At 62.4% G+C, this 22,071-nt stretch carries 20 protein-coding genes; 13 read left to right on the top strand and 7 right to left on the bottom strand.

Features of this window, described 5'->3' with window-relative positions; genetic code table 11:
- Window positions 1–3: 3 nt before the first annotated feature.
- From WHZ77_RS10630 to WHZ77_RS10620, 3 genes are all read left to right on the top strand, one after another.
- A complete protein-coding gene (locus tag WHZ77_RS10630) occupies window positions 4–1,077 on the top strand; it encodes a branched-chain amino acid ABC transporter permease (protein WP_375313632.1) in 1,074 nt (357 codons plus the stop codon).
- Window positions 1,078–1,121: 44 nt separating this feature from the next.
- On the top strand, window positions 1,122–2,405 hold the full coding sequence (locus tag WHZ77_RS10625; RefSeq protein WP_375313631.1) for an ABC transporter substrate-binding protein: 1,284 nt from the start codon (window positions 1,122–1,124) through the stop codon (window positions 2,403–2,405).
- 163 nt (window positions 2,406–2,568) lie between these two features.
- Window positions 2,569–3,408: an ABC transporter ATP-binding protein gene (locus WHZ77_RS10620; protein WP_375313630.1), complete on the top strand. Its 840-nt coding sequence runs from the start codon at window positions 2,569–2,571 to the stop codon at window positions 3,406–3,408.
- A gap of 62 nt (window positions 3,409–3,470) precedes the next feature.
- On the opposite strand, the gene WHZ77_RS10615 is transcribed toward WHZ77_RS10620, so the two are convergent.
- Window positions 3,471–4,622 carry an AGE family epimerase/isomerase gene (locus WHZ77_RS10615; RefSeq protein ID WP_375313629.1) on the bottom strand — a complete coding sequence of 384 codons (1,152 nt, stop codon included), beginning with the start codon at window positions 4,620–4,622 and terminating at the stop codon, window positions 3,471–3,473.
- An 86-nt stretch (window positions 4,623–4,708) separates the two neighbouring features.
- Between WHZ77_RS10615 and WHZ77_RS10610 the strand changes: the two genes are divergently transcribed.
- Entirely contained in the window at window positions 4,709–5,932 is a 1,224-nt protein-coding gene (locus tag WHZ77_RS10610; RefSeq protein WP_375313628.1) for a phenylacetate--CoA ligase family protein, read from the top strand.
- A gap of 9 nt (window positions 5,933–5,941) precedes the next feature.
- Here the strand turns inward: WHZ77_RS10610 and WHZ77_RS10605 are convergent, their stop codons facing one another.
- Window positions 5,942–6,886 carry a GDP-L-fucose synthase family protein gene (locus WHZ77_RS10605; protein ID WP_375313627.1) on the bottom strand — a complete coding sequence of 315 codons (945 nt, stop codon included), beginning with the start codon at window positions 6,884–6,886 and terminating at the stop codon, window positions 5,942–5,944.
- The gene (gene gmd / locus WHZ77_RS10600) at window positions 6,867–7,937 is read right to left on the bottom strand and encodes a GDP-mannose 4,6-dehydratase (RefSeq protein WP_375313626.1); all 1,071 of its coding nucleotides are present in this window, start codon (window positions 7,935–7,937) and stop codon (window positions 6,867–6,869) included. The genes WHZ77_RS10605 and gmd overlap by 20 nt, the downstream gene beginning before the upstream one ends.
- A 247-nt stretch (window positions 7,938–8,184) precedes the next feature.
- Here gmd and WHZ77_RS10595 point away from each other — a divergent pair, with 247 nt between their 5' ends.
- The gene (locus WHZ77_RS10595; protein ID WP_375313625.1) at window positions 8,185–8,727 is read left to right on the top strand and encodes a D-glycero-alpha-D-manno-heptose-1,7-bisphosphate 7-phosphatase; all 543 of its coding nucleotides are present in this window, start codon (window positions 8,185–8,187) and stop codon (window positions 8,725–8,727) included.
- A 4-nt stretch (window positions 8,728–8,731) separates the two neighbouring features.
- On the top strand, window positions 8,732–9,943 hold the full coding sequence (locus tag WHZ77_RS10590; protein WP_375313624.1) for a glycosyltransferase family 4 protein: 1,212 nt from the start codon (window positions 8,732–8,734) through the stop codon (window positions 9,941–9,943).
- Here the strand turns inward: WHZ77_RS10590 and WHZ77_RS10585 are convergent.
- From WHZ77_RS10585 to WHZ77_RS10575, 3 genes are read right to left on the bottom strand one after another with little or no spacing between them, the layout of a single operon-like run.
- A complete protein-coding gene (locus WHZ77_RS10585; RefSeq protein WP_375313623.1) occupies window positions 9,940–11,037 on the bottom strand; it encodes a DegT/DnrJ/EryC1/StrS family aminotransferase in 1,098 nt (365 codons plus the stop codon). The two genes, WHZ77_RS10590 and WHZ77_RS10585, sit on opposite strands and share 4 nt — an antisense overlap.
- A gap of 12 nt (window positions 11,038–11,049) precedes the next feature.
- Window positions 11,050–11,520 (bottom strand): acyltransferase, encoded by a 471-nt coding sequence (locus tag WHZ77_RS10580; RefSeq protein ID WP_375313622.1) that lies wholly within the window; start codon window positions 11,518–11,520, stop codon window positions 11,050–11,052.
- Window positions 11,517–12,578, bottom strand: coding sequence for a Gfo/Idh/MocA family protein (locus WHZ77_RS10575; RefSeq protein ID WP_375313621.1), 1,062 nt, complete (start codon window positions 12,576–12,578; stop codon window positions 11,517–11,519). Before WHZ77_RS10575 ends, WHZ77_RS10580 begins: the two co-directional genes overlap by 4 nt.
- A gap of 325 nt (window positions 12,579–12,903) precedes the next feature.
- On the opposite strand from WHZ77_RS10575, the gene WHZ77_RS10570 reads away from it, so the two are divergent.
- The 7 genes from WHZ77_RS10570 (at window position 12,904) to WHZ77_RS10540 (ending at window position 20,401) form a co-directional block, all read left to right on the top strand.
- Window positions 12,904–14,256, top strand: coding sequence for a hypothetical protein (locus WHZ77_RS10570; RefSeq protein WP_375313620.1), 1,353 nt, complete (start codon window positions 12,904–12,906; stop codon window positions 14,254–14,256).
- Entirely contained in the window at window positions 14,237–15,568 is a 1,332-nt protein-coding gene (locus tag WHZ77_RS10565; RefSeq protein ID WP_375313619.1) for a hypothetical protein, read from the top strand. Before WHZ77_RS10570 ends, WHZ77_RS10565 begins: the two co-directional genes overlap by 20 nt.
- Window positions 15,569–15,573: 5 nt before the next feature.
- On the top strand, window positions 15,574–16,749 hold the full coding sequence (locus tag WHZ77_RS10560) for a glycosyltransferase (RefSeq protein ID WP_375313618.1): 1,176 nt from the start codon (window positions 15,574–15,576) through the stop codon (window positions 16,747–16,749).
- A gap of 118 nt (window positions 16,750–16,867) precedes the next feature.
- Window positions 16,868–17,314 carry a cupin domain-containing protein gene (locus tag WHZ77_RS10555; protein WP_375313617.1) on the top strand — a complete coding sequence of 149 codons (447 nt, stop codon included), beginning with the start codon at window positions 16,868–16,870 and terminating at the stop codon, window positions 17,312–17,314.
- Entirely contained in the window at window positions 17,311–18,429 is a 1,119-nt protein-coding gene (locus WHZ77_RS10550; protein ID WP_375313616.1) for a DegT/DnrJ/EryC1/StrS family aminotransferase, read from the top strand. Before WHZ77_RS10555 ends, WHZ77_RS10550 begins: the two co-directional genes overlap by 4 nt.
- Window positions 18,426–19,193, top strand: coding sequence for a class I SAM-dependent DNA methyltransferase (locus tag WHZ77_RS10545; protein ID WP_375313615.1), 768 nt, complete (start codon window positions 18,426–18,428; stop codon window positions 19,191–19,193). Before WHZ77_RS10550 ends, WHZ77_RS10545 begins: the two co-directional genes overlap by 4 nt.
- On the top strand, window positions 19,190–20,401 hold the full coding sequence (locus WHZ77_RS10540) for a glycosyltransferase family 4 protein (RefSeq protein WP_375313614.1): 1,212 nt from the start codon (window positions 19,190–19,192) through the stop codon (window positions 20,399–20,401). Before WHZ77_RS10545 ends, WHZ77_RS10540 begins: the two co-directional genes overlap by 4 nt.
- A 6-nt stretch (window positions 20,402–20,407) precedes the next feature.
- Here WHZ77_RS10540 and WHZ77_RS10535 read toward each other — a convergent pair whose 3' ends face one another.
- Window positions 20,408–21,871, bottom strand: a complete 1,464-nt coding sequence (locus tag WHZ77_RS10535; protein ID WP_375313613.1) for a hypothetical protein — start codon at window positions 21,869–21,871, stop codon at window positions 20,408–20,410.
- Window positions 21,872–22,071 lie beyond the last annotated feature (200 nt).

Below are 22,071 nucleotides of genomic sequence, written 5' to 3'. Positions count from 1 at the left end.
CCCATGGCCGGCCCTGCCCTCATCCCTGCTGGTGACTTCCGCACCTCCTACGCGGCGGACACCACGATTTTCCCGACCACGACCAGCCGCAACTTTGCGATCGCCGGCGTACTGGCGCTCTGCCTCCTGCCGCAACTCCTCGGCGGCTACTGGCTCAGCATCCTGATCCAGATCGGCATCTTCTCGATCGCGGCGCTGGGATTGAACATCCTGGTCGGCTTCACCGGCCAGATCTCCATCGGGCATGCCGCGTTCTTCCTGCTCGGCGCCTTCACCTCGGCCTATATCTCCAACAACGCGCACATCCCGGTGTTCTTCGCGATCCCTCTCTCGGGCGTGATCACCGCGCTGGTCGGGCTGATCTTCGGCATTCCCGCGGCGCGATTGAAAGGCCTTTACCTCGTCATCGCGACGCTCGCGGCGCAATACATCCTGCTCGACTTCTTCTCCCGCGCGGAGTGGTTCACCGGCGGCTCGGTGCCGGCCAGCGCAAATCCGTTCTCGATCTTCGGCTACACGCTGCGCGGCGACCGCCAGTATTTCTACGTCGTGCTGGCCTACGTGGTCGCAAGCTACATCCTCGTCACCAATCTGATGCGCACCCGCGACGGCCGCGCGCTGGTGGCGATCCGCGACCATTATCTCTCAGCGGAGATCATGGGCATCAACCTTACCAAGTATCGCACGCTGTCGTTCGGGCTGGCCGCCTTCTTCGCCGGCATCGCCGGCGCGCTCTACGCGCATTACCAGCTCGTGGTGTCGCAAGAGGGGTTCGGCATTGAGCGCTCGATCCTGTTCCTCGCCATGATCATCATCGGCGGCACCGGCTCGATCATGGGCACGCTGATGGGCACCGCTTTCGTGGTGCTGTTGCCTGAAACGATGGAATTCCTCAGCGGCTACCTGAAGGGCGGCGCGATCGACAAGGCGCTGTCGCTCAACAACAACCTCACCTTCCTGCGCGAGATCGCGATCGGGGCGATCATCATCGCCTTCCTGATGTTCGAACCCGACGGGCTCGCGCATCGCTGGCGGCAGATCAAGGCTTACTGGAAACTCTACCCGTTCTCGCACTGAGCGCGGCAACTTCACTTAAAAACCATAAAAGGAGGAACGAACCGATGAAGACCAAGTCCCTTTTGAGCACCGCGTCGCTCGCCCTTGTCATCGCAGCCTTTTCCGCGGGGGCACAGGCGCAGATCGCGGTTGGCCACCTTGAGGATCGCTCTGGCGGCACCTCCGACGTCGGCACCCCCTACGGCCAGGCCGTCGCCGACACGTTCGCCTGGGTCAACAAGAACGGCGGCGTCGGCGGCAAGCAGCTCAATGTCGACACCAACGACTACGGCTATCAGGTGCCGCGCGCGATCGCGCTCTACAAGAAGTGGTCGGCGCCGGACTCCAAGGTCGCGGCGATCATGGGCTGGGGCACCGCCGACACCGAGGCGCTGACGGGCTTCCTCGCGCAGGACAAGATCCCGGATCTCTCCGGCTCCTACGCCGCGGCCCTCACCGATCCCGAAGGCATCAGTGGCAAGGCCAAGCCCGCGCCCTATAATTTCTTCTACGGCCCGAGCTACTCGGACTCGCTGCGCGCGATGCTGATCTGGGCGGCCGAGGACTGGAAAACCAAGGGCAAGCCCGGCAAGCCGAAATTCGTGCACATGGGTGCCAACCACCCCTATCCGAACGCGCCGAAGGCTGCCGGCGAAGCCATGGCGACCGAGCTCGGCTTCGAGGTGCTGCCGCCGCTGGTGTTCGCGCTGGCGCCGGGCGACTACAGCGCGCAGTGCCTGAGCCTGAAATCCTCAGGCGCGAACTATGCCTATCTCGGCAACACCGCGGCCTCCAACATCTCGGTGATGAAGGCCTGCAAGACCGCCGGCACCGAGGTGCAGTTCCTCGGCAATGTCTGGGGCATGGACGAGAATGCCGCCAAGACGGCCGGCGATGCAGCCAATGGCGTGATCTTCCCGCTGCGCACCGCGGTGAGCTGGGGCGGCGACGCGCCCGGCATGAAGACGGTGATGGAGATCTCCAAGATGTCCGACCCCACCGGCAAAGTGTATCGCCCGGTGCACTACATCGCGGCCGTCTGCTCGGCGCTCTACATGAAGGAGGCGCTCGACTGGGCTGCCAAGAACGGCGGCGCCACCGGCGAGAACGTCCGCAAGGGATTCTATCAGAAGAAGGATTGGGTCCCGGCCGGCATGGAAGGCGTCTGCAATCCCTCGACCTGGACCGACAAGGACCATCGCGGCACGCTGAAGGTCGACCTCTATCGCACCAAGATCACCGGTGCGACCGACGGCGACCTCAACGACCTCATGGCCAAGGGCGCGATCAAGCTCGAGAAGGTCAAGACCGTCGAGCTGCCGCGCAAGCCGGAATTGCTGGGCTGGTGAGCTTCGCTGTTCCCACACACGCAACTGTCATCCCCCGCATTGTGCGCAGCGCGCACTGGAGCGGGGGATCCAGTACGCCGCGGCTTCTCAATAAATCGCTGGCGTCTCTGGAATACTGGGTCGCCCGGTCAAGCCGGGCGACGACAGCGGAGAGTTACGAAGCATGACCCAAACCATCGAAGCAGCCCGGTCTACTCCCACCGCCGTGGCACCCGCTGCCCTCCTCAGCGTGCGCAACATCGAGGTCGTCTATGACGACGTCATCCTGGTGCTGCGTGGCCTGAGCCTCGATGTGCCCAAGGGCGCGATCGTGGCGCTGCTCGGGGCCAACGGCGCCGGCAAATCGACGACACTGAAGGCGATCTCGGGGCTGCTCAAGACCGAGGACGGCGAGGTCACGCGCGGCGAGATCCTGTTCGAGGGCGAACGCATCAACGGCATCGATCCCGACAAGATCGTCCGCCGCGGCATCTTCCAGGTGATGGAGGGCCGGCGCATCGTCTCCGACATGACGTCGCTGGAGAACCTCAAGCTCGGCGCCTTCACCCGTCGGGATCGCGAAGTCGATTCCGATCTCGACATGGTCTTCAACTATTTCCCGCGTCTGAAGGAGCGTACCGGCCTTGCCGGCTATCTCTCCGGAGGCGAACAGCAGATGCTCGCGATCGGCCGCGCGCTGATGGCGCGGCCGAAAATGATCCTGATGGACGAGCCGTCGATGGGTCTGTCGCCGTTGCTGGTGAAAGAGGTGTTCTCGATCATCCAGAAAATCAACCGCGACCTCGGCGTCACCATCCTGCTGGTCGAGCAGAACGCCCGCGCCGCACTGTCGGTGGCGAGCCACGGCTACATCATGGAGCAAGGCAAGGTCGTGCTCGACGGCACCGCGGACGAATTGCGCGACAACGAGGACGTCAAGGAATTCTATCTCGGCGGTGCCGGTGACCAGCGCAAGAGTTTCAAAAACCTCAAGAGCTTCAAGCGGCGCAAGCGCTGGCTGTGACATGGCGTTTTCGAGCGAAGTGGTAACCGGTTCGCGTGAAGAAGACGCGTCAGAAAATGAATCTAACTCAGCACCTGCTCCGCTTCCGTGACCGCACAGAGAACATGATAGAACGACGACGCAGGAATGGTGTCGACCAGCGATCTGCCGTCGCGATCGAACTGGTCGTACCAGCCGCCCCGCACGGGATGGCTGAGATAATGCCGTTCGAGCCGCACCAGGGCCGCGCGCGCCTCGTCCGCCGCTCCCGCCTCGCCGGATTCGGCCTGCGCGATCCACGCCTTCGCCATCTCGGTCTGCGGCCACAGCCGGCGCGTGCTGCGGCGGATGTTGCCGGCAGCATCGCCCTCGTCGACGAGGCAGCCGGTCGCCTCGTCGCGATAGCGCAGCGCGGTCGCCAGCAGTTCGGCACGGCGTTGCCCGGTCGGGCAACCGGTGATGCGTTCAAACCCCTTCAGAAGCCAGACCCATTCTGCCTGATGGCCGGGCTCGACGCTGACCGGCTCGATCTTGGACCAGTCCTCCTCGAAATACTCCGTCAGGATGCGTTTCTGCTTGTCGTAGAGATTGGCGAGAAACAGCGCGAAGAACTCGCCGGCACGGTTCTGGAACGAAAAATCGTGGGTTGCGTCGAAACACGCGATCATCGCCTCGAACAGATGCATATGCGGGTTCTGCCGGCGCGGCAGCGACACCGGCAGGCCTTCGTGGACGCCGCCATGCGGCGAGCGCAGATGGCCGTCGAGGAAGGCAAGCAGCGCGTCGATCTCGGCGCGAACCTGCGCATCCTTGTCGAGCGTATAGACCGTCGCGAGCGCAAACAGGATGAAGGCGTGGTCATAGGCGTCGCGCCGGCCGTCCAGGACCGCACCATCCGGCGTCAGCAGGTGAACATAGCCGGGCCGGCCGTCGGGCGCCTTCGCCTTTGCCAGCAGATGCTCCAACCCCTTCAGCGCGATGCCGCGCCCCTCAGGGTACCAGCCCATCTGCGCCGCCTTGGCGTAACAGTAGATTTGCCGCGCCTGCACGAGCACGCGCCGCGGCGCGGCCACGTCAGCCGTGCCGTCGCGGTGCAGCCGGTCGACGAAGCCGCCCGCTTCACGATCCCAGCCGGCGGTCGACCACAGCGGCAGCGCCTCGTCGATCATGCGGCGCTTCAGGCGTGCGACGACGTCCGCCGCCTCATCCGTCGCAATGATGCCTTCGTCCGCCATCGCGTCCTCTCCGCGCCCCGACACTGGCCGTCTGATACCGATGCCAGCGGCGGCGTGCAACGGATGCCAACCCGGAAAGACCAGCCATGACCGCCTATTACGACGCCCGCGAGACGCGCGAGCAGGCCGCGCGCGAGGCCGAGCTGTTTTCCCGCCTGCCGGGGGTGCTGCGCAGCGCAATGACTGCACCGGCCTATGCGGAACGGCTCAAGGGCCTCGATCCGGCCGCAGTGACCTCCAGGGCGGCGCTGGCGGGCCTACCGGTGCTGCGCAAGTCGGAACTGCCGGCCCTGCACAAGGCCTCCACGCCGTTCGGTGGCTTCGTGGCGGCAGCACCCGGGTCGTTCGCCCGCCTCTTCACCTCCCCCGGCCCGATCTTCGAGCCGGAGGGGCGGCAGGCCGACCCCTGGCGCGGCGCGCGGGCCCTTTTCGCGGCAGGGTTCCGTCCCAACGACGTCGTGCTCAACACCTTCAGCTACCATCTTACCCCCGGCGGCTTCATCTTCGACGCGTCCGCGCGGGCACTTGGCTGCGCGGTGATCCCTGCGGGCCCCGGCAACACCGAGCAGCAATTCGAGCTGATCGAGGCTTACCGTCCGGTCGGCTATAGCGGCACGCCCGACTTCCTGAAGATCCTGCTTGATGCCGCCGCCAGCACCGGCCGCGATGTCTCCTCGATCAAGCGCTCACTGGTTTCGGGGGCTGCCTTTCCGCCCTCGCTGCAGGCCGAGATCAAGGCACGCGGGGTCGACGCCTACCAGGCCTTCGGCACCGCCGATCTCGGCCTCATCGCCTTCGAGACCGCGGCGCGCGACGGCATGATTGTGAACGAGGATCTGATCATGGAGATCGTCAAGCCCGGCACGGGCGATCCCGTTGCGGAAGGCGACGTCGGCGAGATCGTCGTCACCTCGCTCGACCCGCATCATCCCTGGATTCGCCTTGCGCTCGGTGACCTCACCGCGGCACTGCCGGGCCCAAGCCAATGCGGCCGTACCAACATGCGCATCAGGGGCTGGATGGGCCGCGCCGATCAGACCACCAAGGTCAAGGGCATGTTCGTCCGTCCCGAGCAGATCGCCGAGATCGGCAAGCGCCACTCCGCGCTCGGCCGCCTGCGCCTCGTCGTCACGCGCCAGGGCGAGGCCGATGCGATGACGTTGAGGGCGGAAGCGGTGGCCGCAAGCGATGCTCTGCGTGAAGAGATCGCCGGCACGTTGCGCGCGGTGACCAAGCTCGGCGGCAATGTCGAGCTGGTCAGCCCGGGGGCGCTCCCGAACGACGGCAAGGTGATCGCGGACGAGCGGTAAGACCGCTTGCTATTCGATCGACTGACGGTACGCCTCATAGGCGCGCTTCAAGCCATCGTGAAGCGAAGTCTTCGCGCGCCAGCCGAGCTTTTCGAGACGGCTGACGTCGAGCAGCTTGCGCGGCGTACCGTCGGGGCGCGAGCTGTCGAAAGCGATATCGCCGCTGTAGCCGACGATTTCGGCGACGACACGCGCGAACTCGGCGATGGTGATGTCCTCTCCGGTGCCGATGTTGACAAGCTCTGCGCCGGAATACGTCTTCATCAGGTGCACGCAGGCGTCCGCCATGTCGTCGACATAGAGGAATTCGCGCCGCGGCGTGCCGGTGCCCCAGACCACGACGCTTCCGGCACCCGCGACCTTTGCCTCGTGGAAGCGGCGGATCAGGGCGGCGACCACGTGGCTGAGTTCGGGATGATAATTGTCCCCAGGGCCGTAGAGATTGGTCGGCATCACGCTGATGAAGTCACACCCGTACTGGCTGCGATAGGCCTCCGCCATCTTGATGCCGGCGATCTTTGCGATCGCGTAGGGCTCGTTGGTCGGCTCCAGCGGGCCGGTCAACACCGAGTCCTCGCGCAGGGGCTGCGGCGCCAGCTTCGGATAGATACAGGACGAGCCCAAAAACATCAGCTTCTCGGCGCCGCTCTGATGCGCGGCCTGGATCACGTTGGCCGCGATCGCAATGTTCTCATAGATGAACTCGGCGCGCAGCGTGTTGTTGGCGACGATACCGCCGACCTTGGCGGCGGCAAGAAACACGACCTGCGGCCGCACCTTCGCAAACCAATCGAAAACGGCGGCCTGGTTGCAGAGATCGACCTCGCGCCGGTCCGCCGTCACGAGCTCGACGTCCTCCCGCGCCAGCCTGCGCACCAGCGCGCTGCCGACCATGCCGCGATGGCCGGCGACGTAGACGCTTCTGCCCTTCAGCTCAAACGGTACGCTTGCCACTCGCCGCGTCCCGTCTTGCGTCCGCCAGATCGCTCGCCATCATCTCCTGGACAAGCTCGGCAAACGTCCGCTTCGGCTTCCAGCCGAGCACCTCGCGCGCCTTGCTGGCATCGCCGATGAGAAGATCGACCTCGGTGGGGCGGAAATAGGTCGGATCGATTTTCACGACCGTCTTACCGCTGTTCGTATCGATGCCGGTCTCCTCGACGCCCTTGCCGCGCCATTCGATGCGGCGCCCGACCTGGGCGAACGACAGCTCGACCATCTCGCGCACCGAGCGCGTCTCGCCTGTTGCGAGCACGAAATCGTCGGGCTTGTCGGCCTGCAGGATCAAATGCATGCCCTCGACATAATCCTTGGCATGGCCCCAATCGCGCTTGGCTTCGAGATTGCCGAGATAGAGCGTGTTTTCCAGGCCGACCTCGATGCGGGCGACGCTGCGGGTGATCTTGCGTGTGACGAAGGTCTCGCCCCGGATCGGGCTCTCGTGGTTGAACAGGATGCCGTTGGCCGCGAACATGCCGTAGGCTTCGCGGTAGTTCACGGTGATCCAGTAGCCGTAGAGCTTTGCGACCCCGTAAGGAGAGCGCGGATAGAACGGCGTGGTTTCCTTCTGCGGGATCTCCTGCACGAGGCCATAGAGCTCGGAGGTCGAGGCCTGGTAGAACCGCGTCTCCTTCTCCATGCCGAGGATGCGGACCGCTTCCAGCAGCCGCAGCACGCCGATCGCGTCGGCATTGGCGGTGTATTCCGGGCTCTCGAAACTGACGGCGACGTGACTCTGGGCCGCGAGATTGTAGATCTCGGTAGGTCTGATCTGCTGCACCAGGCGGATCAGATTGGTCGAGTCCGTCATGTCGCCGTAATGCATCAGGAACGGCACGTCGCCGACATGCGGATCCTGATAGAGATGGTCGACCCGCGCGGTGTTGAACGAGGACGAGCGCCGCTTGATGCCGTGCACGACGTAACCGAGCGACAGCAGATATTCGGCCAGATAGGCGCCGTCCTGGCCGGTGATGCCGGTGATCAAAGCAACCCGTTCAGTCATGGCCAACCTTGTTCCCGTAGCAATTGAATGAATGGATGAACAGCAGGCGCCGGGCGAAGCGCATCCCGAACTTCTTCTTGGACATATCGTCCCCCGGGTCAACCCCGGGGAACAGGCCGGAAACCGGCAGACCAGGCGCGGAGGGACCAATTGGACCCGGAACACAATCGTGATATTGAGCGGCCGGGGAGACCGGGCTGCTTCCGAGGCTTGCCCGCCCCCATAGAGAACGCAATTCCGAGCTGAAATGTCCCGAGATCGAGAGAGCACGGCGATCGACCAGGTGCTGCGCCCTGCCGTTTTCTTAGACCGCGATGGCATCCTGAACGTCGACAGCGATTACCTGTTCGAGATCGACAAATTCCGCTGGATCGACGGCGCCATCGAGGCCGTGAAGGCGATCAACGATGCCGGCTATTTCGCCTTCGTCATCACCAACCAGTCCGGCGTAGCGAGGGGATTCTATCAGGAAGCCGACATCCATCGTCTGCACGGTTGGATGGCGGCGCAGTTGGCGACCCACGATGCGCGGATCGATGCCTTCGAATATTGCCCGTTTCACCCGGACGGATCGGTCGCCTCCTACCGGCGCAGCAGCGATCGCCGCAAACCGGAGCCCGGCATGATCGTGGACCTCCTGAAAAAGTTTCCCGTCGACGTCGGCAGGAGCTTCGTGGTCGGCGACCGGCCGTCGGACATCGAGGCAGCGCGCGCCGCCGGAATGCCCGGCCATCTCTTTGCGGGTGGAAATCTGCGGGATTTCATCCTGCCGCTGCTGGTACGCGGATAGTCTCGTGAAGACGGCTCCCAACTTCATCCTCGCAACGGAGTTTTATCCGCCGGATTCGAGCACGACAGCGACCTATCTCGGCGCGATCGCAAACGCAATTGCGCTCGACATGCCCACCGTCGTCCTGTCGGGAACATCCGGCTCCGCAAGACCGGCAGCGACCGGCGGCAACCCGCCCGAAATCGTCGAGATCGCGAACTGGAAACCGCCCAAGCACGCGCTTGCAAGACGTCTCATCGCAAGCTCCGCATTGGCTTTGCGCATGTTCTGGGCCGTCTACAGACGCGCTCGGCCGGGCGACGTTGTGATGTCGGTCACGAGCCCCTTCACCCTGCCCTACACCATCACGCTGGCTGCAAGGCTGCGGGGCGCCAGGACCACGCTCCTGATCTACGATCTCTATCCGGAGGCCCTGGTGGCCGCCGGCATGGCGCGGCAGACATCGCTCACCACGCGCATCCTGCGCATCGCCAATGCCTGGCTGTTCAGATCCCTCGACGCGATCGTCGTGATCGGCCGCGACGTGGCCCCGCTGCTGCTGCGCTATCCCCGCCTGCGCGCCGAGAGCATTCAATTCGTGCCCAATTGGACATTGCTGCCGATCGGCTTCCGGGAGCCCGACGAGGGCGGCCGCTTCAAGAGACCCGCTTCGGCAAAGTTCGTCGTCGGTCTCTGCGGCAATCTCGGCTTCACGCATGCACCCCGCACCGTGTTCGATGCCGCGCGGCTTCTGCGCCACGATAGGAACATCCACTTCGTTTTGTCAGGTTGGGGCATCGGCTGGAGCGAGTTGAAGACGCTTCAGGCCGCGGAGAACCTAGAGAACGTCACGTTGCTGGATCCCGTGCCGGAGGAACAGCTCGCCGAGTTTCTGGCAGCGGCGGACGCCTGGACCATCCCCTACCGCCGCAACGTCGCGGGCGTTTCGATTCCGAGCCGCCTCTACAATTTCCTTGCCGTCGGCCGCGCCGTTATCGTTGGAACGGAGCCGAATGCGGAAGCCGGGCTTGCGGTCGCCGAGGACAACATCGGCTGGATCGTGCCTCCGGAAGATTCCGCGAGGCTCGCACAGGCGATATCCGAAGCCGCGTCCGATCGTTTGGCGACGCTTGCGAGAGGCCGGTTGGCGGCCGTCGCCGCGCTAAAATACAGCGAACAGGCCTCGACGCAGCGCTATCGGGACATCGTACGGCGCCTGCGCGCGATTGACGGCTAGAAGTTCTTGATCAAGCCGACGACCTCGTCCTGCTGCTCGCGGGTGATCTCCGCGAACATCGGCAGCGACAGGATCTTGCCCTGATCTTCAAACGCTCTCGGAAACTGTTCGGGGCGATGCGCAAATCGCGCATAAGCGGGCAGCAGCGGCAGCGCTGTCGGGTAGTTGACCGCGGTCTGCACCCCGTTTTTCCCGAGATAGGCTGCAAGCGCGTCGCGCTTGTCGTGCTTGATCGTGTAGAGGTGATAGACGTGGGTGCGGTCTGGCGCGACACGAGGCACCTCAACGCCATCGAGTTGGTTGAGACCGGCATCGTAGACCGCAGCAGCATCCTGGCGCGCCTTGGTCCAGGCCTTCAAATGCTTCAGCTTGGCCGACAGGATCGCCGCCTGCATCCCGTCCAGCCGGCTGTTGATGCCCTCGATCAGATGCTTGTGCTTCACGAGGCCGCCGTGACGGGCGAGCATGGTCATGTGCTCGGCCAGCGCCGCGTCGTCGGTCACGATCGCGCCCGCATCGCCGAATGCTCCGAGATTCTTGCCGGGATAGAATGAATAGGTTGCGGCCGCGCCGAAGGTTCCGACCGGCTGATCCTTGTATCGTGCCAGATGCGCCTGGGCACAGTCCTCGACGACCCAGAGGCCGTGCCTGCGCGCGATCGCCATGATGGCGTCCATGTCCGCCGGCTGACCGTACAGATGCACCGGAATGATCCCGACGGTCCGCGGCGTGATCGCCGCCTCGATTGCCGCAGGATCGATCGTGAAGGTCTCGCCGTCGGTATCGCAGAACACGACCTGCGCACCGGCATGCGTGATCATCGCGGACGTCGATATCCAGGAATGCGCGGTCGTAATGACCTCGTCGCCCGGCTTGACCTTGAGCGCCGCCATAGCAAGGTAGAGCGCATCGGTGCCGTTCGCGCAGGACACGCAGTGCTTGACGCTCGCCGCCTCGGCGAACTCCCGCTCGAAGGCGTCGACATACGGCCCGCGGATGAACGCGCTGTCGCGAATGACCGCAGCGATCGCTCCGTCGATCTCATCCTTGATCGCTTGATATTGCAGCCCGAGATCCGCGTAAGGTACCGGCATGAATACTGTCCCCTAGGTCTTGCCCTTAAGGCGGCGGGCGGGATTTCCGGCGTAGCTGCCGGGCTCGGTGATGTCTTTCGTGACCACGGAGCCGGCTCCGATCACGACGTCGTCGGCGATGGATACCGGCATGATGGTGGCATTCGAGCCAATCGAAACCCGATTTCCGATCTTCGTCGCGCGCCACAATTCACGGCGCCCGCGCGCCGGCCCACCGGTGGAAAACGTATCGTTGATGAACATCACGCCATGTCCGACGAAACAATCCTCGCCGATCGACACCAGTTCGCAGATGAAGGCATGCGATTGCACACGGGTTCGCGCACCGACGTTTGCCCCGGCCTGTATCTCGGTGAACGGGCCGACGAAGCAGTCGTCGGCGATCTCGCAGCCGTAGAGATTGCAGGGCTCCACCAGTTTGACGCGCTCGCCAAATTTGACGTCGCGCACGGCGACCTGGTGCACCTGCGGCGTACCGCTCACGAGATCACACCGAGCTTGCTCCGCCGCGGCTCGAAGCGAAGCGCGACTTCCTGCCCCGTCTCGATCGACTCGTAGAGGGCGGAGATCAGTTCGAGGCTCTTGCGACCTTGCAGGCCATCGACCAGTGCGGCGCTCTGATGCAACAGGCAGTCGACGACGTGCTGATAGTAAGCCTGGTGCCCGAAGCCGTAGACGTTGGGCGGATTGACCGAGAACTTCTCGATGACAACCTTATCGCTTGGCAACTCGTCGACGAAATTCCAGTGCCTGATCTGGTTGACCGCGAAGCCCGCGATCTCGACCGTGCCCTTCTCGCCAAGGATCGAAAGGGACCCCTCGAGATCTCTCGGACGAACCGCCGTGGTCGCCTCGATGATACCGAGCGCGCCATTGCGGAATTTCAACGTCGCCACCGCGGTGTCTTCGGTCTCGACCTTCACCAGGGCCGTCGTTGCCCGGGCGTGCACGCTCACCACGTCCCCGAAGAACCATTCCAGCATGTCAACGTGGTGGCTGGCCTGATTGGTCAGCACGCCGCCGTCATAGGCCCAGGTGCCGCGCCATGCGTCCTGATCGTAATACGCCTGATCTCGGCACCAGCGCACGCGCACGGTGCCGAGTACGAGGCGGCCAAACCTGCCGGCGTCCAGCGCCTCGCGCGCCTTGACGACCGGAACGTTGAAGCGATTCTGCTTGACGACAAACAGCTTCACGCCCGCCTCGTCGCAAGCGCGGATCATGTCATCGGCGTCCTGCAACCTGAGCGCCATCGGTTTTTCGACGACGACATGCTTTCCCGCGCGCGCACACGCGATGGCGTGCTGCGGATGCATGCCGCTCGGCGTCAGAACCGCGACAGCATCGATGTCCGTGCGCGCGAGCATCTCGTTCAGGTCCTCATAGGCGGGAACCCCGAACTTCGCCGCCAACGCATCGGCGCGAGGTTTGACGTTGTCGCAAACGGCGACCAGGCTCGCCCGATCGATGTGATTGCCGCCCAGGAGTTCCGCGTGGCGTTTCGCGATGCGCCCGCAGCCCAGCAAGCCGAATCTGATCATCCAATCACCCTCGCGTGGCCCGCCATTACCGAGCATTCAACAAAGCCCTGAAGTTACAGCCTATATTCGAAAATTTCGTTGTTGATCAAGCCAATAATGCGTTCGTAAGGTGCCGTCGTGACCTCGGACCAAGGCGCGTTTTGAGCTGCTCTTACCGCCGTTCAAGGGGCGGCGAAAGTTCGATCTGTTCCGTCGCGCTCCGTCCCCCAACACAACCCGAAATCAACATCCACCACCGATCATGGGCCAGACCCGAGGTCTGTGGCCACGTGCGGTCTTCCGTGTTACGCAGCGCGCACCAGCGTACGGGATAGTAACCTCGCCAATGAAAATCACCGACGTTTCGGTATCGTCCTCCGGCTTTCGATACTGGCTACCCAGTCTCGTCGTTTGTCACGTGATAACTTCTTGTATCTCTTTGATTTTCGTTGCCGAATACTATCGACGGCTGCTGCCCCTGGCAGAAAACAGCGTTTCTCACGTTTTGGGCGCCACCCTGACGGCCGCTCCATTTGCGCTGCTATCGATCCTTTTCACGATTCGCCCCTTCAGTTTCGGCTACGCGCTTGGCTTTTACCTCTTCACGCTGATCCTGGATTACCTCTGGCTTCTCGAGCGCTCGACCTTTCAATATGATCACCGCACAGCAGCAATTTCTGCCTTCATTTCAGGAGTTGCGTTTCTCGCGCCCGCGCTGCTGCTGAACCTTCCGGTTCGCCTCCCGAAGTTCGAATTGACAGGCGGGCAATTCCTTGTGTTCTTGTTCGCCATTCTGGCGGTGGCGGGCGTCGTCCTGGCCATCGGAGCGTCCTACAATCGTCAATTCGTCAGCCCGCTCGATATCTATGAATATCGCGACCAGATCGTGCTTCCGAAACCCCTCCTGTACGCCATCGGGATCGTCTGTGGCGCTCTCCTGCCGTTTGCATATGCCGGCTTTGTCCAGCTGAGACGATACGGATATGCAGCACTGTGCTTGTTGCTTCTTGGGCTCTTTTATCTCGTCACGCTGACCAAACTTGCACTGCTCGCACCGGTCTGGCTGCTGTTTCTCACCGTGCTGTCGATCTACTTCGAGGCCCGTGTTGCGATCATTCTCTCGCTATTGCTGCCCGTCCTCGCGGGTGTACTGCTGGCCCTGCTGCACAAGCTCGGCCTCCTGCCGGAATACCCGTTCCTGGTGTATTTCGGAACGGTCAATTTTCGAATGATCGGAATGCCCGCAAGCGCGCTCGATTTCTACAATGACTTCTTTTCGACCCATGAGCTCACCCGCTTTTGCCAGGTCGGGCTGGTCAAATTTCTGCTGTCGTGCCCCTATAAGGAGCAGCTCTCCGTCTACATGGAGCAGACGTATCATCTCGGCTACTTCAACGCCTCGCTGTTCGCGACCGAGGGCATTGCCTCGGTGGGTCCCCTGCTGGCTCCCGTCTCGGCCCTCGTATGCGGACTCGTTATCGGCCTTGCAAGCCGCGTGTCTGCCGGACTACCCGAACGTTTTGTCCTGCTATCGAGCGGCCTGCAGCTTCATATTTTTCTGAACGTGCCCTTCGCCATCGCGCTCGTGACCAACGGCGCCGCCGTCCTGTTTTTCCTGTGGTACGTGACACCGAGCGCAGCATTGCGAGACGCTGGGTCCATTCCCCTCAAGAGTCATAATGATGCAATTCTCCGATAATTCCGAGAAACTGCCGCGTAAGACACTCGCACCCGCGCTATTTGCCGTTCACACGATCTGTTGCTGCATCTCGTTCGTCGTCGTCTTGCAACTGTATGGGTATCTACACCTCTTCACCTGGAGCAGTAACCGCATTTACGAAGCGGCACTTCTCTCACTTCCGATTGCAGCGCTTGCAATCGCCATGATCTTCGCAAAGTTCAGCTTCGGCTACCTTCTCTCATTTTACCTTTACACCGTGACCCTCGGCTACCTTTGGCTCACTCCCTTTTCCCAACTCGGCTACGACCGCAAATTTCCCGTCATTTCGGCGATCGCTTCCACCGCTGCTTTTCTGGCCCCCGCGCTCTTCCTGAAATGGCCGATCAAGATCAAGCCGGTTGTCTCGATCAGGGGCCTTCACCGACTCATCGCGGCCATCATCGTCGCGACGCTGGCGATCATTGCGACCGGCATCTTCTACAACTTCAAGCTGGTCGGGCTTTCGGACATCTATCAGTTCCGTGACCAGTTGAAATTTCCCACCCCCCTCCAATACGCAATGGGCATCACGCTCGGGGCTCTGCTGCCGTTTGCCTTTGCATGCTGCGTCGAGATGCGGGCGCGCCTGCTGGCGGCGGCGACGCTGCTTCTCTGCGTCGCACTTTATCCCGTGACCCTCACCAAGACGGCCCTGTTCGCGCCGGTTTGGCTTTGCTTCCTCCTGCTTGTCTCCACCTATCTTGAAGCGAGGATCGCGGTGATCGTGTCATTGCTCGGACCGATCGCGGTCGGTCTCGTCCTGGCAGTGCTGTCAAGCGGAGGCTTGATCTCCGAGTCGCTCTTCCTGAACTATTTTGGAACGATCAACTTCCGGATGATCGCTTTTCCGTCGGTCGCGATCGACGTCTACAACGACTTCTTTTCGCGGCACGAGATTACGCATTTCTGCCAGATATCCGTGTTGAAGTATCTGATGACGTGCCCCTACGACGAGCAGCTCCTGCTCGTCATCTCGAAGAACTATCCCGTCGGAAATATGAACGCCTCCCTGCTTGCCACCGAGGGGATCGCTTCGGTCGGTAGCGCATGGGCGCCGGCAAGTGCACTTCTTGCCGGACTGGTGCTGTCGGTCGGGAATCAGACGTCCGAAGGACTCCCGCCCCGGTTTGTCATCCTGTCGAGTGGAATGGTAGCGCAAGCTTTCCTCAATGTACCGCTTACAGTTCTGATGGTCACGAACGGCACCGCTCTTCTGTTTCTCCTGTGGTACATCATACCGCGGCTACCATTCGCAGGAGCTTCCGAAGCGGGCTTCAAGGCAAGAGTCTGAACCGAATGCGCGTGCTTATCCTGAATGCCGACTACCCGCGGTTTCTGTCGTGGTTATACGGCCGCCATCCCGGATTGGAGAGAGACGGTTACGCGGAACAAATGGCCGCGCGCAACGCGAGCCTGTTCGGTGTGGCGGACTTTTATTCACGCAGTTTCGCAGCGCTGGGTCACCCGGCCGCCGATGTTCATGTCAACAATCTTTGGCTGCAATCGGCATGGGCCGGTGAGCATGGCATGACACTCGACACCGGGGCCGATCTCGGCGCGAGCCGAAAGCAGCGATTGCCGGGATGGCTCCAGCGTACCATCGCACCGTTGAAACCGGCCTTGCGGCCGTTGGCCCGACGTCTGGGTTTGAGTCCACGGCTGAGCGAGCAAGCCGAACGGATTCTGCTCGCCCAGATCGAGGAGTTCAAGCCGGACCTCGTCCTCAACCAGGATGTCTTTTACGTAACCACCGACCTGGTGCGGCGCATCAGGGACATGGGCGTGCGGGTCGTCATCGGACAGGTCGGCATCGAGCCCACCAAGGGAGAAGATTGGGGTGCCTACGACCTGATGCTGTCGCAGTTGCCCCGGGTTGTCCGGGCATTTCGAGCCGCCGATGTTCGTGCAGAGGTCTCTCACCTAGCGTTCGAGCCGGCCGTCCTGAACGCGCTGCCTGCTCCGCCCTCCCCGGATGTCGACGTCTCGTTTGTTGGTTCGGTATCCGAAGATCACCGGGAGCGGGTTGCGCTTCTGGAGTTCATTGCGGAGCGCCATGATCTCAAGCTATGGGGCAATATTTCAAGCTCGGTTCCGGCGACCTCACCGCTCCGGCGATGTTTTCAAGGCGAAGTGTGGGGCTCGGAGATGTACCAGGTTCTCAGGCGGTCGCGGATCAACCTGAACTCGCATATCGACATCGCCGGCGATGAAGCAGGAAACATGCGGTTATTCGAAGCCACCGGCGTCGGCGCTTTTCTTCTGACGGACTTCAAGCAGAACTTGCATACTCTTTTCGAACCGGATCGAGACGTTGTTGCCTGGCGATCCCCCGAGGACTGTTCGGCAGCGATCGGGCGTTATCTCAGAGACGACAAATCGCGCGCGGCGATCGCCGCAAACGGACAGAAGCGGACGTTGGCAGATCACACGTTTCGCAATCGCGTGCAGGATATTTTGCAGCTTGTTCGGTAGGCGCTGCGAACTTCGAAAAACCCGGCGTTACCCTTGACGATTCCGGGGAAAATGGCCAAAGTTGCCGCGAAATAACGCTAAGGCGTTGTAATACAATCCGAATTTTGGAAAAGCCCTGATGGAACACGTCGAACATGTCCGATTCGGCGACCAGCTCTACGCGATCATCGTGCGCGCTTCGTTTCGCGAGCCGGGCATCCACTTCTTCTCGACACCGGAATTGTCGCAGCAACTCGCCTTCATGAGCCATCCTCAGGGCAAGAGCATCGCGCCGCATCGTCACAACAAGGTGACGCGCGAGGTGCACTACACGCAGGAGGTTCTCTTCATCCAGAAGGGGAAACTTCAAGTCGACTTCTACACGGTGGGCGAAGAATACCTCGAGAGCCGCTTGCTCGGTTCTGGCGACGTCATCCTGCTCTGCAGCGGCGCGCACGGGTTTCGCGTCCTCGAGCCGATCGAAATGCTCGAGATCAAGCAAGGCCCCTACTCCGGCGAGAACGACAAGACGAGGTTTGAGGAGGCAGCCGCTTCGGAGATACGGATCAAGGGTCCGGGCCTGTGACCTCATTCATTCCCGTCAACACGCCCCTGCTGGATGGAAACGAGGCTGAATATCTCGCCGAATGCGTCCGCACCGGCTGGATTTCCTCCGAGGGCCCATTCATCAAGCGCTTCGAAACGGAGATGGCGCGGGTCGCGGGACGGCGCCACGGCGTTGCCGTGACCAATGGTTCTGTCGCGCTCGACATTGCCGTCCACGCTCTCGGACTCGAGCCGGGCGCTGAAGTCATCATTCCGACTTTCACGATCATCAGTTGCGCCGCTGCCGTGGTCCGAGCCGGCCTCGTCCCGGTGGGGGTGGATTGCGATCCTGGCACCTGGAACATGACCGTCGAGGGCGTGGAAGCCGCGATCACACCGCGCACGCGCGCGATCATGCTGGTTCACATCTATGGCCTGCCTGTCGATCTCGATCCGATCCTGACGCTGGCCCGCAAGCACGATTTGAAGATCGTCGAGGACGCTGCGGAGATGCACGGCCAGACCTATCGCGGCGCGCCCTGCGGCAGCTTCGGCGATGTCTCGACCTTCAGTTTCTATCCCAACAAGCACGTCACGACCGGCGAAGGGGGCATGATCCTCACCGACGACGACGCGCTGTCCGATCGCCTGCAAAGCCTTCGCAATCTCTGCTTCCAACCGCAACAGCGCTTCGTTCATGAAGAGCTGGGATGGAATGCGCGCATGACCAATTTGCAGGCCGCGCTCGGGGTCGCACAGATCGAGCAGCTGCCGCGCACTGTCGAGCTCAAGCGCAAGCTGGGCAGACTGTACGACGAGCACCTCGAGGGCGTGGCCGGCATCCGCCGTCCCGTTGCCCGCACCAACTACGCCGACAACATCTACTGGGTCTATGCGATCGTCCTCGACGACGACGTCCCGTTCGATGCCAAGGAGGCAATGCGGCGCCTGGCCGAGAAGGGCATTGGCACGCGGCCGTTCTTCTGGTGCATGCACGAGCAGCCGGTGCTGCGCCGGATGGGATACATGCTGGACGAGGCGCACCCACACGCCGAGCGCATCGCCCGCCGGGGCTTCTATCTGCCGAGCGGCCTTGCATTGACCGAAGCGGAGATAGCCCGCTCGGCGCAGGCCCTCCAGGAGATTTTGGCGTGACGGTCTTCGCGGAATACGCGCCCTGGTACGACCTGCTGTACGAAGACAAGAGCTACGCTTCGGAGGTGGATTTTGTGGAGAGGCGCCTGCGCGACCACGGCATTGCATCCGGCAAGGTGCTCGACCTCGGCTGCGGTACCGGGCTGCATGCGATCGAATTCGCACGGCGCGGCTGGAGCGTTGCCGGCATCGATCTCAGCCACGAAATGATCGCGCGGGCAAAATCCCGCGCCGAACAGGCGGGACTTATCATTCCCTTCCGCCAGGGCGACGCCTGCGAAGCCGGACCGGAGCATGGCTACGACGCCGTGGTGTCTCTATTCCATGTCGCGAGCTACCAGAACGACCGCGAAAGGCTCGAGAGAATGTTCAGGACCGCTCACGCGGCACTGAAGCCGGGCGGTATATTCTTCTTCGACTATTGGTACGGGGGAGCCGTGCTCGCCCAAGGCGTCGAGACGCGCGTCAAGGAGATCCAGCGCCATCCGCTGCGGCTGACCCGGATTGCGCAATCCACGCACGACGAACTCAACGCGACAGTCTTCGTGAACTACACCCTCTTTTGCGAGAACATCGATCGCGCCACGATCCGGCGCGTCGACGAAACACACCGCATGCGCTACTGGTTTCCGTTCGAGATCGAAGCCTCGCTCCAGGCCAGCGGATTTCAACCGGACGGCAGCTACGCCTGGCTGTCGCAAGCCGCGCCGAACTCGAGGAGCTGGGCTGCCTATTCGATCGCCAGAAAGAGACCCTCGCCGTGAGACCGTTGCGACTGGCCGTGATGCTGGAGCAAGCCCTCGAGGTCGGCGGGGGATTTCAGCAACCGCTGAACGACGTGCTCTGGCTTCGCGACTGGGCGACGAAGTCCCGCAACGAAGTCGTAGTGTACTCACCTTATCCGCAGACCCAGCGCATCCTGAAGGAGTTCGGCATCGAGGCACGGCTGCTGAAGTTCGGCGTCCTCGATCATGCCTTCCTCTTTCTTAAATATTGCGGTCCATTCGATCTCGTGCAGATCGGATTGAAACTCAAATCCCCGTTCGAACGCGCGCTGGTCCGGGACGGGATCGACGTCGTGCACTTCACCTCGACGTCGAAGCGGCACCTCCTGCTCTATCAGCTTCCCTTCGTCATCACGATTTTCGACGGCTGTCATCGCGATGCGCCGGAGTTTCCGGAAGTGCGCACGTTCGGCGAGTTCGAGCGGCGCGAGATCCTGTTCGGACTCGGAAGCAAGAAGGCGGTTCTGGTGGTGGTCAATGCGCCCGAACTGGTCGAGGATCTGTCCCGGCGCTATGCCGTAGAGAGATCGCGCATGGTGCATATCCCGTTCTCGCCTTCGATCTATGTTGCCTCATCGGCCGACGACTCCAAAGCCCGCGACGAAGCCGTCCTGAGAAAATACTGCCTGGAGCGGGACTACCTGTTCTATCCGGCGCAGTTCTGGCTCCACAAGAACCACATCACACTTCTGGCCGCGCTGGCCAGGCTTCGTGACCAGGGCCGGATCGAGCGGCTGGTGCTGTGCGGATCGGACCGCGGCGAACGCGACAAGATCGAAGCTTCGATCGCGGCCTATGGCCTTGCAGACCAGGTCTCGATCCTCGGCTTCGTGGAATCCTCCGAACTCGGCGCCCTCTATCGCGGCGCCGCCGCGCTGGTCATGCCCAGCTACTTCGGCCCAACCAACCTGCCACCGCTGGAGGCCTGGGCAGTCGGAACACCCGTCATCTATCCCCAAGCGTTCAAAACGCAAGCCGGCGGCGCCGCCATCCTGTTCGACTATGACGATCCGGCTTCGCTCGCCGACGCAATCCTCAACCTTCGGACCGAGGGGACCCGCGAGCGTCTGCGCGAAGCGGGTGAACAGCGATTGCAGCAGCTAGCCAGGGAGACGGAGCTCGGCCGGGATCAATTCGCCGCACAGATGGCACGGCTGAAGCATCGCCTCGCGCTCATTCCGCGCTGAGCGTCTTCAATGTGGAATGCTCTGAATTAGCCTGTTGCGTAACGCGCGGCTCATCAGTGGCGAGGCAATCAGCGCGATGCCGGCGAGCCAAATGCAGCATTGAAGCACCAGATGGACGAAGCCGGTTCCGGGCACGACGTAGCGCGCCGCCGCCCCCATCGCCAATCCCGCCCCGACAACCGCCAGCATCATTCCGAATAGAAGCGCGGCGTGTCGGAGCGGGCTCTTGAGGGTCTGCACGAGTAACACCGAGAACAGGATGCCGAGCTGAGCCAGAATGTCGCCCAACGTCAGGCTGATGGCGGCGCCCAGTGGACCGAGAGCCGGGATCAGGAACAAGGCAAGCCCGAAGAAGATCGCGATCTGCAGCGACTTGGTCCAGAGCAGCAGCGTGCCCCTGTTGCTGTAGCTTGCGTAGCTCATGGCGAAGGTCGCCGGCGTGACCAGGCAAGTTCCGCCAATCAGCACGATTGCGAGCGTGGCGTCGTATGGAATGTTGCCCGTTGTCCAAAGCTCGAAGAATTCTCGCCAGAAGGACAGCAGCCCACCGGTGATCAGGCTGACCGTGAAGGTCACCACGAACAGGCCCTTGGCATACAGGGCGCGCAGGCTGTCGCGCGCACCCACGGCATGATCGTGCCCGAGCTCGGCCGCGATCGGCAGAGAGAACTGATAGCACAGGCCACGCAGGAAATTCGAAACAGTTCTCGTGAGAACCCATTGGGCGATCGCGGCCCGATCGGACACCAAAGCGCCGACGAGCAGGACGGACAGGTAGGACATTCCGACTTCGGCAAAATTCATGATCCCGAAGGGAAACGCACCGGCGAATTGAGCCTTCGTCCATGCCCACGAAACGCGCCGCGGATACCTGCTGAGGAAAGGAAAGTGCAGCTTCAGGTCCGAAAACAGGATGAATGCGGAGACGCCGACCTGACCGAGGACGAAGGCCAGAGCCATCATTAGAAGATCGCCCGTCAGAAACACCGCAATCACCTGCGCGATCTGGCCGAGCCCTGTTCCCCACGCCTGCACGGCGACGACGCGGCCATACAAGCCACGGGCTCGGAACAGCGAACTGGCAAGGTTGACTGGCAGCGTGGTGGCAAGGCCAAGCGTCACGATTGCGAACGCCAGGTCGAACTTCGGCTCATTGCGAAATCCGAGGACATCCGCAGGATTCACGAGCATCAGCAGGATGCCGATGAGGCAGACGAGCCCCGCGACGACGCCGATGAAAAGCAGGAGGATGCCGGCGAAGTAGCTGCGGGTCCGGCGATCGCAATCCCCCCGTGACCTGAACGAGAGAAAGCGGTTCAAGCTCCACGCATGAAGGCCGGGATCGGCGGCCTGCACCAGGCTCCCGGCGGCAAAGATCGTGAGCCACGCCGAGAGCGTCTCATGCCCCAAATATCGCAAAAAGAACGGAATGAGAACGATCTGCTGCGTCAGCGCTAGCAGAACGATCATCGAATTCGCCGACCATCCCCCCAGGATGCGGCGCCCGCGGTTTGAGCCGGACTCGGTCACGTCAGGCACGGGCGAAGTGGTTCGATCCGCCGGAAACGGCACATCTGGCCAATCACTGTCCCGCTCCGAATATGCCGCTGTTCCATCGCCGACTAAGCCTTAGTATTCCGCTCGTCCGTGCACAAGCGACGAGATACCTG

The sequence above is a fragment of the Bradyrhizobium sp. A5 genome (genome assembly GCF_042076515.1).
Classification (GTDB): Bacteria; Pseudomonadota; Alphaproteobacteria; order Rhizobiales; family Xanthobacteraceae; genus Bradyrhizobium; species Bradyrhizobium cosmicum.
This window is presented reverse-complemented; position numbering and strand designations above follow the sequence as displayed.

Coding starts and splice junctions, on each gene's coding strand:
- WHZ77_RS10630 (WP_375313632.1), top strand. CDS start 4: ATGGCCGGCCCTGCCCTCATCCCTGCTGGTGACTTCCGCACCTCCTAC.
- WHZ77_RS10625 (WP_375313631.1), top strand. CDS start 1,122: ATGAAGACCAAGTCCCTTTTGAGCACCGCGTCGCTCGCCCTTGTCATC.
- WHZ77_RS10620 (WP_375313630.1), top strand. CDS start 2,569: ATGACCCAAACCATCGAAGCAGCCCGGTCTACTCCCACCGCCGTGGCA.
- WHZ77_RS10615 (WP_375313629.1), bottom strand. CDS start 4,622: ATGGCGGACGAAGGCATCATTGCGACGGATGAGGCGGCGGACGTCGTC.
- WHZ77_RS10610 (WP_375313628.1), top strand. CDS start 4,709: ATGACCGCCTATTACGACGCCCGCGAGACGCGCGAGCAGGCCGCGCGC.
- gmd (WP_375313626.1), bottom strand. CDS start 7,937: ATGACTGAACGGGTTGCTTTGATCACCGGCATCACCGGCCAGGACGGC.
- WHZ77_RS10595 (WP_375313625.1), top strand. CDS start 8,185: ATGTCCCGAGATCGAGAGAGCACGGCGATCGACCAGGTGCTGCGCCCT.
- WHZ77_RS10585 (WP_375313623.1), bottom strand. CDS start 11,037: ATGCCGGTACCTTACGCGGATCTCGGGCTGCAATATCAAGCGATCAAG.
- WHZ77_RS10575 (WP_375313621.1), bottom strand. CDS start 12,578: ATGATCAGATTCGGCTTGCTGGGCTGCGGGCGCATCGCGAAACGCCAC.
- WHZ77_RS10570 (WP_375313620.1), top strand. CDS start 12,904: ATGAAAATCACCGACGTTTCGGTATCGTCCTCCGGCTTTCGATACTGG.
- WHZ77_RS10565 (WP_375313619.1), top strand. CDS start 14,237: ATGATGCAATTCTCCGATAATTCCGAGAAACTGCCGCGTAAGACACTC.
- WHZ77_RS10560 (WP_375313618.1), top strand. CDS start 15,574: ATGCGCGTGCTTATCCTGAATGCCGACTACCCGCGGTTTCTGTCGTGG.
- WHZ77_RS10555 (WP_375313617.1), top strand. CDS start 16,868: ATGGAACACGTCGAACATGTCCGATTCGGCGACCAGCTCTACGCGATC.
- WHZ77_RS10535 (WP_375313613.1), bottom strand. CDS start 21,871: ATGATCGTTCTGCTAGCGCTGACGCAGCAGATCGTTCTCATTCCGTTC.